Annotated in this window: 16 protein-coding genes; 4 read left to right on the forward strand and 12 right to left on the reverse strand. The window is 62.0% G+C overall.

Features of this window, described 5'->3' with window-relative positions:
• Positions 1–1,252: 1,252 nt before the first annotated feature.
• Positions 1,253–1,450, forward strand: a complete 198-nt coding sequence (locus JQ597_RS08640; protein ID WP_212263790.1) for a hypothetical protein — start codon at positions 1,253–1,255, stop codon at positions 1,448–1,450.
• Positions 1,451–1,504: 54 nt separating this feature from the next.
• On the opposite strand, the gene JQ597_RS08645 is transcribed toward JQ597_RS08640, so the two are convergent.
• Entirely contained in the window at positions 1,505–2,671 is a 1,167-nt protein-coding gene (locus JQ597_RS08645; RefSeq protein ID WP_249147629.1) for an acyl-CoA desaturase, read from the reverse strand.
• 534 nt (positions 2,672–3,205) lie between these two features.
• Between JQ597_RS08645 and JQ597_RS08650 the strand changes: the two genes are divergently transcribed.
• Positions 3,206–4,102: a LysR family transcriptional regulator gene (locus JQ597_RS08650; protein WP_212205530.1), complete on the forward strand. Its 897-nt coding sequence runs from the start codon at positions 3,206–3,208 to the stop codon at positions 4,100–4,102.
• A 7-nt stretch (positions 4,103–4,109) separates the two neighbouring features.
• Here JQ597_RS08650 and JQ597_RS08655 read toward each other — a convergent pair whose 3' ends face one another.
• From JQ597_RS08655 to JQ597_RS08685, 7 genes are all read right to left on the reverse strand, one after another.
• Positions 4,110–6,410, reverse strand: a complete 2,301-nt coding sequence (locus tag JQ597_RS08655) for a sensor histidine kinase (protein WP_212263791.1) — start codon at positions 6,408–6,410, stop codon at positions 4,110–4,112.
• A 205-nt stretch (positions 6,411–6,615) separates the two neighbouring features.
• Positions 6,616–8,004: a cation diffusion facilitator family transporter gene (locus JQ597_RS08660; protein WP_212263792.1), complete on the reverse strand. Its 1,389-nt coding sequence runs from the start codon at positions 8,002–8,004 to the stop codon at positions 6,616–6,618.
• A gap of 1,381 nt (positions 8,005–9,385) precedes the next feature.
• Positions 9,386–10,036 (reverse strand): histidine phosphatase family protein, encoded by a 651-nt coding sequence (locus JQ597_RS08665; protein ID WP_212263793.1) that lies wholly within the window; start codon positions 10,034–10,036, stop codon positions 9,386–9,388.
• 153 nt (positions 10,037–10,189) lie between these two features.
• A complete protein-coding gene (locus JQ597_RS08670; protein WP_212263794.1) occupies positions 10,190–10,690 on the reverse strand; it encodes a hypothetical protein in 501 nt (166 codons plus the stop codon).
• A 10-nt stretch (positions 10,691–10,700) separates the two neighbouring features.
• Complete coding sequence (locus JQ597_RS08675; RefSeq protein WP_212263795.1) at positions 10,701–10,949, reverse strand: hypothetical protein; 249 nt, start codon at positions 10,947–10,949, stop codon at positions 10,701–10,703.
• Between the two features lie 100 nt (positions 10,950–11,049).
• Complete coding sequence (locus tag JQ597_RS08680) at positions 11,050–11,286, reverse strand: hypothetical protein (RefSeq protein ID WP_192734329.1); 237 nt, start codon at positions 11,284–11,286, stop codon at positions 11,050–11,052.
• Positions 11,283–11,447, reverse strand: a complete 165-nt coding sequence (locus JQ597_RS08685) for a hypothetical protein (protein ID WP_192734771.1) — start codon at positions 11,445–11,447, stop codon at positions 11,283–11,285. The genes JQ597_RS08680 and JQ597_RS08685 overlap by 4 nt, the downstream gene beginning before the upstream one ends.
• Before the next feature lie 523 nt (positions 11,448–11,970).
• Here JQ597_RS08685 and JQ597_RS08690 point away from each other — a divergent pair.
• On the forward strand, positions 11,971–12,288 hold the full coding sequence (locus tag JQ597_RS08690) for a hypothetical protein (RefSeq protein ID WP_249147631.1): 318 nt from the start codon (positions 11,971–11,973) through the stop codon (positions 12,286–12,288).
• Between the two features lie 48 nt (positions 12,289–12,336).
• On the opposite strand, the gene JQ597_RS08695 is transcribed toward JQ597_RS08690, so the two are convergent.
• The 4 genes from JQ597_RS08695 to JQ597_RS08710 form a co-directional block, all read right to left on the reverse strand.
• Entirely contained in the window at positions 12,337–13,185 is an 849-nt protein-coding gene (locus JQ597_RS08695; protein ID WP_249147633.1) for an SMP-30/gluconolactonase/LRE family protein, read from the reverse strand.
• A gap of 267 nt (positions 13,186–13,452) precedes the next feature.
• Entirely contained in the window at positions 13,453–14,421 is a 969-nt protein-coding gene (locus tag JQ597_RS08700) for a zinc-binding dehydrogenase (RefSeq protein WP_212263798.1), read from the reverse strand.
• A gap of 163 nt (positions 14,422–14,584) precedes the next feature.
• Positions 14,585–15,580: an NAD(P)H-dependent flavin oxidoreductase gene (locus JQ597_RS08705; RefSeq protein WP_212263799.1), complete on the reverse strand. Its 996-nt coding sequence runs from the start codon at positions 15,578–15,580 to the stop codon at positions 14,585–14,587.
• Between the two features lie 227 nt (positions 15,581–15,807).
• A complete protein-coding gene (locus JQ597_RS08710; RefSeq protein ID WP_212263800.1) occupies positions 15,808–16,077 on the reverse strand; it encodes a hypothetical protein in 270 nt (89 codons plus the stop codon).
• Between the two features lie 321 nt (positions 16,078–16,398).
• Between JQ597_RS08710 and JQ597_RS08715 the strand changes: the two genes are divergently transcribed.
• Positions 16,399–16,983: a DUF6647 family protein gene (locus tag JQ597_RS08715; RefSeq protein ID WP_212263801.1), complete on the forward strand. Its 585-nt coding sequence runs from the start codon at positions 16,399–16,401 to the stop codon at positions 16,981–16,983.
• Positions 16,984–17,143 lie beyond the last annotated feature (160 nt).

Consider the following 17,143-nt stretch of genomic DNA (forward strand, 5'->3'; position numbering starts at 1 on the left):
CACCGGGGAGAGCGCGTTATAAACCGTAAAGCCATTGCGCAGGGAATGTCGGATGTTCTCCGCTGCCCTGTATGCTCATGTGCAGCATTCTTATGCACAATCGCACATGAGACCGCGGGTGCAGCGCGCATCCGGCATTCCCTGCGCCCTCTGAATTTTGGGGGTGAAGAATTTGATAGCAAACCTCGGACGCACCGCGCCGCGAGAACGCGAAACTATATCCGCGTCGTCCCGGCGAAGGCCGGGACCCATACGCCGCGGCCCATCGGTAAGAGCGCCGGCATTAGTGACCTTCCGCAACAACGAGCGTCACGGAGTATGGGTCCCGGCCTTCGCCGGGACGACGAGTGGAGAGAGCTGAGAAGCGCAACGACGTGCTGGGCTGTTTGAAATTTGAATCGGCAGCGCAATGAAGGCGAAGCGCCTTGGGGCAAGCAGCGCTTATCCGTGATGGCGCGCACAGCCGCGATCGTCGGCCGACATGAGGCTGCCGGTCCGACAACGGGTGGTCCGTTGCCGGACCAACCATGGAGACAGCCAATGACTTCGCACATTGTCACCGCAGCGACAGACCCGTGGCTCTAGACGTGAGGCGCGCTCGATCCGCGCAATCGTTCGACATACCAGAATGCCCAGATGGCAACGAACGAGAGGACGAATATCCCCCCGCATGCAAGGAACGTTGATCCAAAACTTGTTTCCATGACATCCTCCAACAGGGTTGATCGCTTGCAGTCCCACCAGTCGATGTTGCGCATCAAGCTGGTTTCAAATCGCGCGGTAGCGGCGGACGTTCACTTGCCCGTCAGAGCGTCAATGCCGCTGACGTTTCACTGGGTCGGTCATTCCCGACAGCGCTTTGCGAGCGAGATCTCGTTCGCGGATCAATCGATCCATGAACTGACCTCGAACTGAGGCGGGAGTGTTACCGAACTCTCAGTCACCGAAGGGTGCCACGGGCAGGGCGGTGATAAGGCAGGATGCGCGCTATTACGCGAAAGTGCCAATCAATAGTGCTCATGTAAGCCAAATGTTTTTGACCGCGCACCATGGATGTCGGAACTTTTGCGCGCAAAGGCTAACAGAAGGCGGAAACTATTCCGCCAGCTTTTGTGGTGGGCGATGGCCCCGCAGCCTGTCCTGGGCCCGCGCGGCGCTCACGTGACGACAGTCACGGAAGAGTTGGCCTTGCCGGCATAGGTTGCAATCACAACGAGCGATGATCGCTTGCGCCAACGGATGGAGACTTGCCATGACCAAGGTCAATCATGAACTGAGCATCGACGAATTGGGGGTGATCAGTGGATGCGGCTTGAAATCGGCGTTTGATAAGCTGCCGACGACCACGGTCACAGGCGGCTCCGGCTCCGGTGCGCCGGATTGGTGGAAGCCGTTCCCCGGCTATCTGACTATGGATTCGATCAGGGCGCTCGGCCCCATTGGATTTTGACGGTTTGAACGGCTCGCAGGCGGAATGGAGCCCAATCCATTCCGCCGCTTTTTCCTAAGCCCGCACCGCAATCAGCTGCGAGCCGACCGCGCCCAGCAGGAGCTGGTGCGCGCGATCGACGATTTCGTCGAGCGAGCGGGTGCGCGCAAACATGGCCTGCGCCTGCGCCAGCAATTCGTCGCGCGTGGGAATCCTCGGATGTAACGACGCCAGTACTTCGGCCGTTTGCGACCGGGCCTGGCTCAGCGTCTCCTGCAACGCCAGCAATTCGGACGAATGCAGCGCCGACGAAACGGCGAGCGCAATCCGCTCGGGATTGAACCATGCGACGAGTTCGTCGGCGGCGCGATTGATGACGCGCGAACCCAGCCGCTGCTCGTTGCGCAGCACCTCGGCGGGCGGCGTCTTCAGGTCCCGGACGACCCGAACGAATGACAGCGCCTTCAGGATATAAAAGGTGACGTCGATTTCCCACCAGCGAAAACCCTGGCGGGCGCTGCTCTGGTAGGCGTGATGGTTGTTGTGCCAGCCTTCGCCCATGGTGAAGAACGCCAGCAGCCAGTTGTTGCGGGAATCATCGCCGGTGACGTAGCGCTTGCGGCCGTGAACATGCGCCAGCGAATTGATGCAGAAGGTCGCGTGATAGAGCAGCACCGTGCTCCAGACGAAACCGACCACGAGGCCAGACCATCCGCCGATCAGGAAACAGGTGATCGCGAGGATCACGCTCGGCAGCTGTTCGAGCCGGTGCAGGAACCTCAATTCCGGAAAGGCCGCAAAATCCGCGACCTTGACCAGATCGGTCAGGTCGTGTTGCCGGTAAAAAATCCATCCGACATGGCTGTAGAAGAAGCCCTTGTGGCGCGGCGAATGCACGTCATGTTGCGTATCGGAATGCAGATGGTGGTGGCGATGCTTGGCGGCCCACCACAGCACGCTCTTCTGGGTGGTGCTTTGGGCCAGGAACGCCAGCACGAATTGAAACAGCCGGCTGGTCGAATAGGAGCGGTGCGAGAAGTAGCGGTGATATCCCGCCGTGATCGCGAACATGCGCAGCCAGTACAGCGTCACGCAGATCGCGACGGCCTGCCAGGTGATGCCGGTCCAGAACGCGGCAAAGCAGCTGAGGTGCAGCACGATGAACGGCAGCGCGGACGGGTACATGATGTCGTCATGCGCATCGGCGGTTTGGGCGTCGGCATTGTCTGGCTTGTCGGACATGAAGTGCGTACTTGGCTCCCTGGCGCATGCCGGCCGCTGCCGGGCATGACTCACGGTTGATGGACGAGGTGATGATCGCATCCACCGGTTAAAGACCCGCTGAGGGGCCGGACGATGTTAGTCGAGAGTGGGCTGAGGCTCGTCAGTCACGCGCACTATGGGCGGGGCCAAGTCGGTCGGCCGAAGTTCGATCACCATAAATAGTTCCGGCCAGCCGGCGGCGCAAGGCAATGTCCGGTACCGATCCTGAGGCCGTGGGTCGCACTCGGCCGAAAGGGGCGCGGGGCAGGCGAAAGGGCAGGCGAAATGACGGCCGGCCCCGCGCCCTGATCGGAATTGGAATTGTTCCAAATTATTGGGAACCCGTTCCATGCCGCTCGCCCGATAGGACCTGAAAATCGGGCGATATCAGTATCCAATGAGCGCCGAAACCGTGTATCGGAGCTCGGCTTTTGACGTATGGGTCCAGCGGTGGCCGTGGTATTTGTCACCGCGGGACGATGGGGTTAACCGACCAGATTCACTGAGGCCTTCTTGCTCGATAAGCTTGAACTATTGCTGGCGCTCGCAAAGGAGCGGCATTTCGGACGCGCCGCCGAGGCGTGCGGCGTCACCCAGCCGACCATGTCGACGAGCCTCAAGCAGCTCGAGGAAATCCTCGGCGTCATGCTGGTGCAGCGTGGCTCGCGCTTTCAGGGTTTCACGCCCGAGGGCGAACGCACGCTCGACTGGGCGCGGCGGATCGTCGGCGACACCCGCGCCATGCGGCAGGAGATCAACAGCCTCAAGGACAAGCTCTCCGGCGAGATCAGGCTGGCGGCAATCCCCACCGTGCTCGGCATGGTGGCGCAGCTCACCACGCCGTTCCGCGCGCGCCATCCCGATGTGCGTTTCCAGATCCGGTCATGCACCTCGGCCGAGGTGCTGGGGCTGCTGGAAAATCTCGAGGTCGACGCCGGGCTGACCTATATCGAGAACGAGCCGATCGGCAAGGTTCGCACCATTCCGCTCTACAACGAGAGCTATCGCCTGCTGACGGCGCCCGATGCGATGTTCGGCGATCGCAAGCAGGTCACCTGGAAAGAAGTCGGCCAGGTGCCGCTGTGCCTGTTGACGCCGGACATGCAGAACCGCCGCATCATCGACCGCGCGCTGACGTCGGTCGGGGCCGAGGCGATGCCGACGCTGACGTCGAACTCGCTGCTGGTGCTCTATACCCACGTCAAGACCGGACGCTGGGCCAGCGTGATGCCGGCGAAGCTGGCGGAGACGTTGGGGCTCGCGGACACCGTCCGCAGCATTCCGATCGTCGATCCCGTGGTCGATTACAGCATCGGCATGGTGATCCCGCAGCGCGATCCGATGACGCCGCTGATCGCAGCCCTGGTGCAGATCGCCCGCGAAGTCGCGCCGACCCTGGAATCGGCTTGAGGGCCGGCTACGCCGCGACCGACAGCTTTGCGCTCGGCTTTTGCGGCTCGCGCGGCAGCTTGATCCGCACCACCGTTCCGGCGCCGAGCTTGGAACGCAGCCGCATCGTTCCGCCGTGCAGACTGGTCAGCGATCTCGCAATCGCAAGCCCGAGGCCCGAACCCTGATAGGTCTTGGTGAGCTGGCTTTCGACCTGCTCGAACGGTTTGCCCAGCCGCCGCAGCGAATCCGGCGCGATGCCGATGCCGGTGTCGGCGATCACGAGCACGATGGAATCGCTGAGCACCTGGCCGCGCACGGTGACCCGGCCGTCGTCGGGGGTGAATTTGACGGCGTTCGACAGCAGGTTGACGAAGATCTGCTTGACCGCGCGGCGGTCGGCCATGACCGAGATGGTGCTTTCGATATCGGCGTCCAGCGTCAGATGCTTGTCTTCCGCGCGCCCGGACACCACGCGCAGCGACTCCGCCAGAATGTTCGACAGGTCGAGCGGCTCCATGTCGAGCTTCATGCGGCCGGCCTCGATCTTCGACATGTCGAGGATGTCGTTGATGACTTCGAGCAGATATTTTCCCGATGTCAGGATGTCGTGGCAGTACTCCTGATATTTGTCGGAGCCGAGCACGCCGAACATGCCGCTACCCATGATCTCGGAGAAGCCGATGATGGCGTTGAGCGGGGTGCGCAGTTCGTGACTCATATTGGCGAGGAACTTTGATTTTGCCTGGTTGGCTTCCTGCGCGCGGGTCCGCTCCTGCGAATATTTCTCGGCGAGGTCGGCCAGTTCGGATTGCGAGCGCTTCAGATCGAGCACGTTGGCGCGCATCCGCGCGTCGTTCTCGACCAGCTTCTGCTCGTGCTCCTTGATGCGGGTAATGTCGGTGCCGACAGAGACGTAGCCGCCGTCCTTGGTGCGGCGTTCGCTGATGTGCAGCCAGCTGCCGTCGTCGAGCTGGGCTTCGAAGGTGCGCGCTCCCGGCGCTTGCGCGCCGGTCTCCTGCAGCCTGGTGCGGACCTCCGGCATGCTGCCGACTTCGATCACGGTTTCATAGGAGGTGCCTGATGTCACCGCCGAATCCGGCAGTTTGTGCAGGCGCTGGAAATGCGAGTTGCAGAGCACCAGGCGGTCTTCCGCGTCCCACAGCACGAAGGCTTCCGGAATGGTCTCGATCGCGTCGCGCAGCCGCAAATCCGCCTCGACCGTTTTCTCGGCGAGGCTCTTCTGTTCGGTGATGTCGACCGCGATGCCGATCAGATGCAGGCCAGAGTCGGCGGCGGCCTGGCTGAGTTCGCAGCGCACCCGCAGCCAGATCCAGTGACCGCCGGTGTGCTGCATGCGGAAGGTCTGGTCGATATGGTCGAGCTTGCCGGAGATCAGCTGGTCGGCGATCGCGAACAGATCGATGTCGTCGGATTTCACCAGCGCGTTGACTTCGCCGAACGTCAGCAGATCGTTGCGGGAGTCGAGCCCGAGCATCGTGAACATCGACTGCGACCAGAAAATGCGCCCGCGCGACAGGTCCCAGTCCCACAGGCCGCAACGGCCGCGGTTGAGCGCGGTGTCGATCCGGCCGCGCACCGCGTCATTGATCAGGTCACCCTCGCGGGCGCGGGTCGATTGCCAGTGGAACGCAAAGCCGAGGATCAGCACGACGAAGCCGGTGGTGGCGGACAGCGTCATCGACAGCGCCGCGTCCGATCCCCACAGCGGATCGCTCTTCTCCTGGATCACGATGACCTGGCCGGGCAGCGCCTTGACCAGCCGCGAAATCGCCAGCGCACCGTTGCCGCTCGGCAGCGTCATGTCGTTGACGACGCCCTGCTGAGCCGGCGCGGCGAGCAGTTGCGCGGTGGAGATCACGTCGAGCACGCGGTCGCTTCCGCTGAGGCCTTCGACCGGAATCCGCGCCAGCACGCGATGCTCAACCCCGGTGATGATGAAATGGCGGCCGGCCGCGTTGCCCCAGGAGGGAATGAGTTCGGGCAGCAGGCTCTGCAGCCGGTCGATGGTGAGGGCGCGATCCTGCCGGACGGAGGCGAGGCGATCGATGCGTTCGGCCATGAGGTCGGTGACGGCGGCGAGGTCGCGCTTCATGGCGGCGCGCTTCTGCCGGGTCTGGTCGATCACCTGCACGACCGCGCCGAGGCAGATCGTGATCAGGAAGGCGATGATCAGGGTCGGCACGGCGCGTCGCAGCGCCGGCTCGGCGATGAGCAGCCTGTGGTAAGCCGGTTTAGCGATCGATTGCGCCAATCCCTTGATCGAGTCGGATTGGACACACGCGTTCGCCGCATGCGCGCGCGCCATGCTAATAAACCCCCGCCGAAATTAATTTTTTCACATCGTTCGGAAGAACCCCACGTCGTTTCCGAATCACAGCGATTTGAATCCGTTTTTCCCGGGCTGTCGAGAGTCAACGATTCGTTAATTTGAAATAAATCTTGTCCAACGGCGAATCGGGGACTCCAAAAAGAGTCCGAAACAGGAACGCGTCCGTAATATTACGTCCAACTCACAAATAGGGCGGTTCGGCGTGGCTGATCACGCGCTTGATGGTCGGGAAGGCGCGGCGCAGCGCGCGCTCGATCTCGTCGACGTTCTCATGCACCTTGATGACGCTCATCGAGGGCGCGGCGCGGCAATGGAAGTTGACGATTTCGCCGGCGTCGGTGTCGCGCACCCGCACATTATGGATGTCGTGGATGGCGCCGTTGGCCGCGAAACCGGCCAGCGCCGCCTTGATGACTTCTACCCGTTCGGGTGAGGCGTCGGTGCCGTGGGGCAGTTCCGGCTCCAGCGGCTCGATATGGGTGTCGACCTCGACATCCTCGCCAAAGTCCTCGCGGATGCTGCGCTCCAGTTCATGGGCGATGTCGTGCGCCGCTGATAGCACCATGTCGCCGTCGACTTCGAGGTCGATGCTGACCGTCAGCCGGCCGCCGAGATCGTGCACCGTGACATGGTGGACCGCGAGGCCGGAATTGCGCGCGATCACCATGATGCGCTCGCGCACGCTCTCATTGTCGCGCGCCACCGGCACCGCGGTGAAGGTCAGATCGGCGTCGCCGAGCGCCTGGCTCACCGCCGCCTGCGCGGTCCGCTTGATCGCCTCGACCCGGTCGATCGGGGTGGTGCGCGGCACGTTGACGATGGCGTCGATGAAATGGGTCGGCCCGACCATGCGCACGCGCAGGCGCTCGACGCCGACCACGCCGGGTACGGCGCGGATGGCCACGGTGGCTTTTTCCGCCGCGCCTTCCGGGGCGCGGTCGAGCAGCGTTTCGATGGTGGATCGTCCCAGCCGCAATCCCAGCAGCGATATCATCACGGCGACCGCGATCGCCGCCGCCGTGTCGCCCCACGCATAGCCGAAGCCGGTCAGCACCAGGCCGATGATGACGGCGACCGAACCCAGCACATCGGAGGCAAAATGCAGCGCATCGGCGGCCAGCGCCTGGCTCTTGGTTTCGCGCGCGGTGCGATGCAGCGCCCGCGCCCGCCAGAAATTCACGCCGATGTCGATCACCAGCACCACGAAGGGCACGGCCGAGAGCGTCGGCGGCGCGGCGCCTTCGCGCAGCCGGCTCCAGGATTCCACCAAGATGCCGCCGGCCAGCACGTAGAGCAGCGCAATGACGAACAGCGCCGACAGGCTTTCGAACTTGCCGTGGCCGTAATGATGTTCCGCGTCGGCCGGCTGGTCGGAAACGCGCACCACCAGCCAGGTGATGATGGTCGCGACCACGTCGACCGAGGAGTGCAGGGCCTCCGAGATCAGCGCCAGACTGCCGATCGCAATCCCGACCGCGAATTTCGCCGCGGCCATGCCGGCGCTGGCAAAAATCGAGATCGCGGCGACGTTGGTCTTGAGGTTGGAAACGCGGGCGTGGGTTAATGTCATGACCGGCGGTTTAGCAGGGCGTCCGTCAACATCAAGCGCCCATCCACAGCGCTAGTCGCAACTGGTTTGCAGAAGCAGGTTTGTTGCGAATTGTTCCGATTTAAGAGAGCCGCCATTGCGAAAGCTTATCCGTTTTGTCGTCCCGGCGAAGGCCGGGACCCATACCGCGTGATCTCTCGGTGAAGGCTCGGTAGCAGAGACCTTTCGCAAAACTTCTCCCTGTGGTTATGGGTCCCGGCCTTCGCCGGGACGACGTGGATGTGTGTTCGCGATCTCGCGACGCATTGCGCCCGAGTCTTGTTTGAAATCTTCCCGCCCTCTCAAGAGAGGGCGCAGGGGTGCCGGATGCACGCTGCACCCGCGGTCTCGTGTGCGGTTTGCACAAAGGAAAGTGCACACGAGCATACAGGGCAGCGGAGGCGATCCGACATTCCCTGCGCAATGGCTTTACGGCTTATGCCGTGCTCTCCCCGGTGACGAGTTCGCTTTTGTCACCGTCGCTGACGGATTGAAGGTTTGTCTGAACCCGGTTGGGCCAAACGCGCCTCCGCCAGCTTGACACCAGCAACGGGTGCCAGGACCACACGGTTTTGCCGTACGCAGCATTCCCGTCTTCGCCTTCGGCTTCGCCGGGCAGGGCCCGTCTTCGCTTTCAGGTCCATTCGGGCGTTGGCATCGCTCGTCCTGCGCGCCGTGTGCCGCTCATGAGGTTCATCTCACCCTGCAGCCACGTATCGCGCGCGACGCTGCCGCGTCCACCGCACCCCGTCCCACGTTCGTGACGATCGCGAGCGCCCCTCTCATTGGGACGGGATGGATGAAGGTGTGCAGGTGATTTGGGGGTGGCGTCAAGCGAAATTTCTGGAAAACGGAAGTTTGTCGACGCTGGTGGGCTGCTGAGCGTCGCTTGAGAGTATTGGAGTGCGTTTAATCACGCGGAAAGGCGTGGAGAGAAGGGAATATTTTCCCGATGTTGCACTCGCCGATGGTTACCATCGGTCGGGTAGGAGAATCATCGTAAGCTTGGTCGCGAACCGGCGGGTACAGAGAAAGGCAACCCAGAATACAAAACGAACTCTTCGAACTCTTGTTGAGCAGAGAGCACGTTTGCAGAGCGATGAGTGAGAGGGATATCGACTTCATGCGTAAAACAGTTCCCTTCTTTCGAGGCGGGAATGTCATGACGCTTCCTGATCCAACCAGCAAACTATTTGGGTCCGACGGTTAGGGCCTTTTTCACTGCCTTCTCAAACTCTTTCCCGCTCTCATCAAAGCCCTAGCATTTGAGCGGTTTCTTTGAATCGCTCGAATGCTTTTTATTCTTCTTAAGCTGCGGCCTAGCTTTATCTAGCATTCAAACAAGACGGCGGATTACGCTACGCTAATCCGCCCTGCCGATCCCATTCCCGCCATCCGCAAGATGTCTGACGTCGCCGAGGGTCCGCACCGTCCGGCTCTTCCAAAAATGGTCCTGCTGCAGATGGGTGATGCTGCCGGGCTTGCTTGCGAAGTTTACGTAGCCGGCGGCGTCGATCGGCATTTTGATCCATGCCGCGACGACGAAGGTCAGGGCGAGACCGTGGGTCACGATGATCTGGGTGCTGCATGGGCGGCCCACGATCATCTCGGTTGCCCGGTAAATGCGATTTGCAAACTCTCGACGCGTCTCGGCATTCTCGATGCCGCCTCGATGGTCGAGGCGGTTGTCGTCCGGGGCGACGGTCTGGTGAGCATCGAGCCAGGCTTGCGGCTTGCCTTCGGCCACTCCATAGCTGATCTCGCGCAGGTCCGACGTCCGAACAACCGGGCCAGCGAGCCGCTCGGCGACGATGTCGGCCGTCTGGGAGCAACGAAGAAGATCAGAGCTGTAAATTTCCGTTTGCGGAGCACCGACGAGCGATGACAGACGATCCGCGAGCAGCTTCGCCGCCGCGCGCCCATTTGCGGTTAATGCCGTATCGTACCAGCCCCCCACGAGGTGTTCGACGTGGTGAACAGATTCCGGGTGGGAGACGACGAACAGATTCTTCATAACGCAGGATGCCTGGGTGGGATCTGCATGGCTTCGCCGGAAGCCGGCCTGACTCCAGGAATGTTATACTACCAGTGCGTAGGGCAAAGGCGTAGTCCGCCGCGGATTTCAACCAAGATGCCGGATGAAACTACGCCAATCCGCCGACGTGCGCTAACCCGCCAGTTTGAGTGCGCTGGAGATTTCGGCAAGCGTCGCCTTCTCGGTATCGCTGACCGCAACACCGCCAATCCCGAGAAATCCGCCCTCGGTGGATGCCTCGGCGACATTTTCGCTGATCTCGCGCAACCAGTTCTTGAATGCAGCAGCGTCGCCGGGCGCTTTGGCGCTTAGGACGCCGTCGACTTTTTGCAGGATTTCGATGCAGGCGGTCTTGACCTCGGAGGGCTTTTTGCCGCTGAGGCTTTCCTTCAAACCGTCGCGCGCCACGGCTCGCCCCTCGCTTGTTGCGAAATCATCGACCACGGCCTTGATGAGCGGATTGGAGCCCGTGTCCATCTTCGTCTTCGCCAGCATTTTTCCGCTTGCGAAACTCTCCTGGAGCAGGCCCCAAAGCCCGCTTGGCTCGGCGGCCGTTATGGCAAGGCCAGGCGCCATCACGCTCTCCAGAAGTGTTTTCCATTCGTCGGCGGTAAATGTTGATTTGTCAGCCATGACCTTCTCCTCACCGTCGCCTTGCTACTGCGACGCCGAGCAAGAAGGCGACCAGGAGAGATCCGAGCGGAGCTTCGCGTGCAATGTTGCTAAGGATGCTTAGCGGCATACCGGGTTTCCGGCCGGTCTCGATGGCGTCACTGACCCGGCTGGCCGCGCCTTTGACGGCGTCAGAGACTTCCTCGATCGTGGATTTGGATTCGGGGATCGGATCCAGGCCTTCGTAGATAAACGGCTGGGTGGGGGCGTCGTCGGTCATGGTTTGAACTCCGGATCATTCCCAGCCAATCGATCAGCCGGCTATTGGTTCCTCATCGCAGCGGGCGAGCCAAAGGATTCGGAGTCATCGATCGGGCACATCACGGCGTATCCGGCTTGTGAGTTGGATGCGATTTCCGAACGGGTCGCACTTTGGGCGTGCGAGGCAACTCCGCGAACTCGGACGAGTGGTAATCGCGTCCTTCGGGCGTGGTGATGTAGATGTCGTAACAGCCGGTTCGCGACATTTCCCGCGCTTTCTTGAGCGCGGCTTCGGCAGTCTTCCTGCGATGGATCAGTTCGCCGTGCTGGCACTTGGCTTTGATGGAAAAGCTCATTTCTTCTTCTTTTTCTTCTGCTTCTTCTTGATGATCTCGGCCTGGGCTCGAAAGGCGTGCGCCAGCGATCGCATCTGTTCGGCGGCATAGGCGTCAACGGCGCTCGCCGCGACCCGCTCCGCGGTGGCTGCCTGCTGACGGATGGCCTTGGCCATTTTCATGGAAGGTCAATGTCTTGCCCGTGGTGTGGTTCCAGGCGGCAGCGTCGGGCGCGGTTTCGCGTGTCCGGCAACCGGGAAGCGCGTGCCGCTAAGGTCACGCCCGGCGTGCAAGGCATCCGCGGGGAGTACAGGAGCTTCTGCAAATCCAGTGCCGCCGAAACCCAAGGTGAGCAACGTAGTCGGCAATTCAGGAGTAGGAACGTTTAGTGAACAAAGGGTATCGGTTGCAGTAGAACTGCTTGAATTTTGGCGATATTCTCTTCGCCCTCAAGCAAGAGCGCGGGCGCGCAGCGCCCAAAGAGGTGGAGTCTGATTAAACTCGATTACGAAGACTCACTTTTGGACAAAGGGAGTAGTAGTGATGGTACAGTCTATAGTTGAACGGGTCTCCAGCGTCATTGATCTGGAGGGCGAAATCGAGGCCGAGTTTCGAAGAAGGCCGCCAGTTCACGAGCCGCGGCCCGCCATTTTCTCGCCGCCAAGGGTACGTGAGCCCACCGTGTCCATCGCGGACACCGGGTCGATGCCAGATTATGTCGAGCACCGCGAGGGAGCCACGGAAATCGGCAAGCTGACGGCGGAAGCCATTGTCCGCGAATACGAAGCTGCCGCGAAAGACATCGAGTCGATGGGCGCGGAACTGATCGAGCGCGTCAAGCAATGCGAAGCGATGACCCGCGATGCGCTCGCCGTGACCCAGGAGATGAGGGAAACCGCAGCCCGCTACCGCGAGGAGGCCAAGCGCATCTTCGTTCAGATCGAGGACTGTTCGCTGATGACGGCGGAGGTCCGCAGGACCTGCACCGAGCTGAAGGACAGGATCGCCACTCCGGTGGTTTGATCCCGCTTCAGGCCCGCTTGAACGTTGGTTCGGTGCGCGGACCTGCGCTCAGGGATTACCCGCGCCCGGAATCTCCACCTCGATCGCATCGACCCGCGACGACGATTTCCGTTGCCGCAGTTCCTCGTACGACGTCGCGGCGCTCAGGCAGAACAGGGTTTTGCGCTCGGGGCCGCCGAGCACGCAGGCAAGCGCCCGGCGGCCGGGCACTTCGATGCGCTGCAGTTCGCGGCCCTCGCGGTCGAGCCGGATGAAGGCGTCCTCCTCGAAGGCCGCGACCCACACCGCGCCATCAGCGTCGAGGCAAATGCCGTCAGGCGATTTCATGCTGCCGAGGCAGCTGCGAAGCTTCAAACCGCCATCGGGTGCGATGTCGTAATCGGCAAGGCAGGCGCCATCCATCTCGGCCACGACGAGCCGGTCGTTTTGGGGCGAGACCGCGATGCCGTTGGGAAACCGCAATCCGTCGGCCACCACGCGCCGCGCGCCGTCAGGCATCACCAGGATGATGCGGCCGCGCGCGCCGCGATCCGGCGGCGGCGGCAGGTCGAAGCCGAGATCGCCGACATAGGCGCGGCCGAGCCCGTCGACGATCATGTCGTCGATCGTGCCGGTCGCGATATCGGACAGGTCGGCGTAGAGCGACAGCTCGCCGTCGGAAAAGGCCAGCAGGCGTTTTTGAAACATCGTCAGCACGATCAGCCTGCCGTCCGGCAGCACACCGAGGCCGCACGGCGTGTCATCGAATTTCGCGTGCTGCCGGCATTCGCCTGAGGGCGCAAGGCTGAGCAGCGTCCGTTCCATGCAGTCGACGAACCACAGCCGGCCCGCATGCCAGCGCGGCCCTTCGAAGTAGCGGCCGCCGTCGTGGATGGTGTGTGGTTTGGAATGTGGCAACTTAGGTGACTCGTTCGGGCGGCAGACTCGCTGCACCTCTCCCGCTTGCGGGGGAGGTCGACGCGCTCGAAGAGCGCGGCGGGTGGGGGAACTCTCTCCACACGAGCAGTCTGACTCGCGGCGACACCCCCACCCATAGCCGATGCTTCGCATCGGCGTTCTTAACAAGGACGGCGGCCGTAGGCCGCCTACGCCTCCCCCGCAAGCGGGAGAGGGAGCGCAATCCCTTCGTGGTTGCTATTTGACCTAATTTCATAGCGCGGACAGCTACATCGTCACCACGATCTTCCCAAGATGCTTGTTGGCTTCCATGTGCGCGAACGCCGCGCCGATCTCGGCAAAGGGAAAAACCTTGTCGATCGGCAGCTGCAGCTTTCGGGATTCCACCGCCGGCCAGATGCCTTTCCGGACCTCGTCAAAGATCTCGCGGACTTCCTCGATGGTGCGGGTGCGGAAGGTGACGCCGATATAGTGGATGCGGCGCGCGGCGTGGAGGTCGAAGTTGAAATCGGCATGGGTGCCGCCGAGCCGGCCGACATTGACGATGCGGCCCTTGACCTTGGTCGCCTTGAGGTTCTGGTTCGCGACCGACCCCGAGACCTGATCGACGATCAGATCGACGCCTTCGCCGCCCGTCGCCTTCAGCACTTCATCGACCCAGGCAGGATCAGAGGAATCCACCGCGAGGTCGGCGCCGAATTCCTTCAACCGGCCGCGGCGCATCGCATCCGTGGAGGAGCCGATCACGAGTTTGGCACCCTTGTATTTTGCGATCTGCATCGCCATCAGCCCGACGCCGGAGGAGGCGCCCTGGATCAGCACGGTCTGGCCCGCCTGCAGCGCGCCGTTGGTCACGACAGCGTTGTGCATGGTGGCGAGCGCGACGGGCAGGGTGGCGGCCTCCTCGAAATTCATGTTGGAGGGCGCGCGGAACAGTCTTCCGTGATCGGCCAGCGTGTATTCGGCGAACGCCGCGCCGCCCGAGCCCATGATCTTGTCGCCGATTTTGACGCCCCTGGCGTCAGGCCCGAGCTCGGCGACTTCGCCGGCCCATTCCATGCCGAGCACGGTGCCGACGCCGCCGGCCGCGCCATGCACATGGCCCTTGGTCATGCCGAGATCGGCGCGGTTGAGGCCGCAGGCGCTGACCTTGACCAGCACCTGCGTGCCCTTTGGCGAGGGCTTTGCGACGTCGGCGATTTCAGCGCCGTTGGCGCCGTACACGTAAGCTTTCATGGGCTTCTCTTTTTCTCCCTCTCCCGCGCTTGCGGGGGAGGGTTGGGGTGGGGGTGTTGCCGCGAGTCAGAGTCTTCGTGAGGAAAGAGCCCCCACCCGGCGCTGCGCGCCGACCTCCCCCGCAAGCGGGAGAGGTGACCGAGTTCGTGGCGCTAGCCGCGCCTTATTCCGCCGCCTGACGCGCCGCGCCCGACATCATGCCTTCGAGGCGGCTGCGGATGATGGCCTCCGCATCGCGCATGATGCGCGACACCAGTTCGGCGCAGGTCGGGATGTCGTGGATCAGGCCCTGGACCTGGCCGGCCGACCAGATGCCTTCATCGGCATCGCCGGTGGCATAGACCATCTTGCCGCGCGCGCCGGCGACGAGTTCGCGCACATCCTCGAATTTTGCGCCTTCCTTTTCCATCTGCACCACCTTGGTCGAGATCATGTTCTTGGCGACGCGCGAGGTGTTGCGCATGGTGCGGAAGATCAGCTCGGTCTCGCGCTCGTCATTGGCGACGATGCGCTCCTTCACCAGCTGGTGGATCGGGCTTTCCTTGGTGCACATGAAGCGCGTGCCCATGTTGATGCCCTCGGCGCCGAGCGCGAGCGCTGCGACCAGACCGCGGCCGTCGCCGAAGCCGCCGGAGGCGATCATCGGGATCTTGATCTTGTCGGCGGCCGCCGGAATCAGGATCAGGCCCGGGGTATCGTCCTCGCCGGGATGGCCGGCGCATTCAAAGCCGTCGATCGAAAGCGCATCGACGCCCATCCGCTCCGCCGACAGCCCGTGGCGGACGCTGGTGCATTTGTGAATTACTTTGATGCCGTGCTTCCTGAATTCGGTGACGTGCTCCTGCGGCTTGTTGCCGGCGGTTTCCACGATCTTGATGCCGGCCTCGATGATGGCCTGGCGGTATTCGGCGTAAGGCGGCGGCTTGATCGCGGGCAGGATGGTGAGGTTGACGCCGAACGGCTTGTCGGTGAGGCCGCGGCAGCGCGCGATTTCTTTTGTGAGGTCTTCCGGGGTGGGCTGCGTCAGCGCGGTGATCAGGCCGAGTGCGCCGGCATTGGCGACGGCCGCGACGAGCTCGGCCCGCCCGACCCATTGCATCCCGCCCTGGACGATCGGGTGCTCAACGCCAAACATTTCGGTGAACCGCGTCTTGATCATGTCCTGCCCTTTGTTTTCCGGGCGCGGGCGGAGCCACGCGCGTTTTTGTTGGAATTCGAGGGGCAGGATGCCGTCAGCAGGCGCAAAAGTCTACCGGGGGACGGCACAAGGCGGGGCATCGCAAGCATGCAAAAGCGGGGCTTTTGTCCGTCGGGCGGACAATTTTGCGGCTTCTCGCGCCGGGGCGCGGGTGTTGCCTGGTTTCATCGGGCAGGCCATTTGTTCCGCTAGATGCCGTTGCGCTGGTCCGGCAGCGATCTGGTTTCCATCTGAAGCCGACAGAGCTTGGTGATGTTAACCGGCAGCAGCACAAGGTGCAGGAAAAACACCGGGTAAACCTGAGACAACAATCCGTAGACGATAAAAAGCACGTTGCTCAGCAACGCAAACGAACGAAGCGACAGTATGGTCGTCATGCAGAAGCTCGCGAGAACGCTGAGCGCTGCCACGAAGCCGAGAAAGTCAATCAACGACAAATCGATCAACGATAGATTCATGTCGGCTGTCCCCATCGTCCGCAACAGCGCATTGCCTGCGGTCCAATCGACGCTGGATCATCATCAACTCATTACGCCTGCAATCCGCATGCGAACGTAATCTGGCTCACATGCCGAAGGTGTTTGTTGCGTCATCGCGTCGGTTCGCGATCACAAACACGCGAGAGTGCGATGAAGGCTGTTCGTTGCGCGATGCGCGCGACACGACTGTGAGTGGCTTCACAGCCGCGTCGCGTTCCCCGTGTTAGCGTTGCAGATATTGAACGACTGCTCTGAAGAAGAGCAATCTGATTAAAAACAAGTCAGAGACCGGAGGCGCTTATGTTCAAGCAATTCCTTTTGGTTGCGGCTCTTGTTGGTTCCTTACAATCCTCTTGTCATGCTGACCCGGCCGCGAGAGTGGCGGCTGACTCTTCTGCTGTTCAGCCTCAGTCTGAAGCAACCCGGGCGACAAGAGATCTGCTCGATGAAATCGTGACCTGGCTCGGTTCGAACTTTGATCTGCCCGCCGCGGCAGATCATCCGGCCGTCGCTTTCGTCTCGCAGTCGAGGCTTGAAACGATGCGCGCCGAGGACCGTGCGTTCTCGCGAGGCTTGACGCAGGGTGCCGTGGGCGATGAACCAGCTCCGCGTCGTGTCGTTGCCGTCTACGACATCAATCTGAAAACAATCTTTCTCCCCGACGACTGGACCGGAAAATCACCAGCGGGCCAATCGATCCTGGTTCATGAAATGGTTCATCACCTTCAAAATCTCGCAGGACTCAAGTTTGAATGCCCGATGGCGCGGGAGAAGGTCGCCTACATGGCGCAGGACACGTGGCTACGACGGTTTGGAACGAGCCTGGAATCGGAGTTTGAGCTCGACATGTTTACGGTTCTGATCTCCTCCACGTGCATGTATTGACCGCCATTCGGCAAAACTGAATCAGGAAGAGTTGGCGGACCCAATCGGCTTCTGATGCTCATGTTCAAGCTCTTGATGGCTGTTACGTTTGCTGTAGCGCTCCTGGCGATGGTGCAGGGGCATCAGCGCCAGTTCAAACCCCTGCCGACTGGACCGATGC

The sequence above is a fragment of the Bradyrhizobium sp. AUGA SZCCT0177 genome, from assembly GCF_018130125.1.
Taxonomy (GTDB): Bacteria; Pseudomonadota; Alphaproteobacteria; order Rhizobiales; family Xanthobacteraceae; genus Bradyrhizobium.

Excerpts from the sequence above, each read along its gene's own strand:
- JQ597_RS08655 (WP_212263791.1), bottom strand. The coding sequence starts at position 6,410 with ATGGCGCGCGCGCATGCGGCGAACGCGTGTGTCCAATCCGACTCGATC.
- JQ597_RS08670 (WP_212263794.1), bottom strand. The coding sequence starts at position 10,690 with ATGGCTGACAAATCAACATTTACCGCCGACGAATGGAAAACACTTCTG.
- JQ597_RS08640 (WP_212263790.1), top strand. The coding sequence starts at position 1,253 with ATGACCAAGGTCAATCATGAACTGAGCATCGACGAATTGGGGGTGATC.
- JQ597_RS08645 (WP_249147629.1), bottom strand. The coding sequence starts at position 2,671 with ATGTCCGACAAGCCAGACAATGCCGACGCCCAAACCGCCGATGCGCAT.
- JQ597_RS08660 (WP_212263792.1), bottom strand. The coding sequence starts at position 8,004 with ATGACATTAACCCACGCCCGCGTTTCCAACCTCAAGACCAACGTCGCC.
- JQ597_RS08685 (WP_192734771.1), bottom strand. The coding sequence starts at position 11,447 with ATGAAAATGGCCAAGGCCATCCGTCAGCAGGCAGCCACCGCGGAGCGG.
- JQ597_RS08715 (WP_212263801.1), top strand. The coding sequence starts at position 16,399 with ATGTTCAAGCAATTCCTTTTGGTTGCGGCTCTTGTTGGTTCCTTACAA.
- JQ597_RS08705 (WP_212263799.1), bottom strand. The coding sequence starts at position 15,580 with ATGATCAAGACGCGGTTCACCGAAATGTTTGGCGTTGAGCACCCGATC.
- JQ597_RS08710 (WP_212263800.1), bottom strand. The coding sequence starts at position 16,077 with ATGAATCTATCGTTGATCGATTTGTCGTTGATTGACTTTCTCGGCTTC.
- JQ597_RS08690 (WP_249147631.1), top strand. The coding sequence starts at position 11,971 with ATGCCAGATTATGTCGAGCACCGCGAGGGAGCCACGGAAATCGGCAAG.
- JQ597_RS08675 (WP_212263795.1), bottom strand. The coding sequence starts at position 10,949 with ATGACCGACGACGCCCCCACCCAGCCGTTTATCTACGAAGGCCTGGAT.
- JQ597_RS08680 (WP_192734329.1), bottom strand. The coding sequence starts at position 11,286 with ATGAGCTTTTCCATCAAAGCCAAGTGCCAGCACGGCGAACTGATCCAT.
- JQ597_RS08665 (WP_212263793.1), bottom strand. The coding sequence starts at position 10,036 with ATGAAGAATCTGTTCGTCGTCTCCCACCCGGAATCTGTTCACCACGTC.
- JQ597_RS08700 (WP_212263798.1), bottom strand. The coding sequence starts at position 14,421 with ATGAAAGCTTACGTGTACGGCGCCAACGGCGCTGAAATCGCCGACGTC.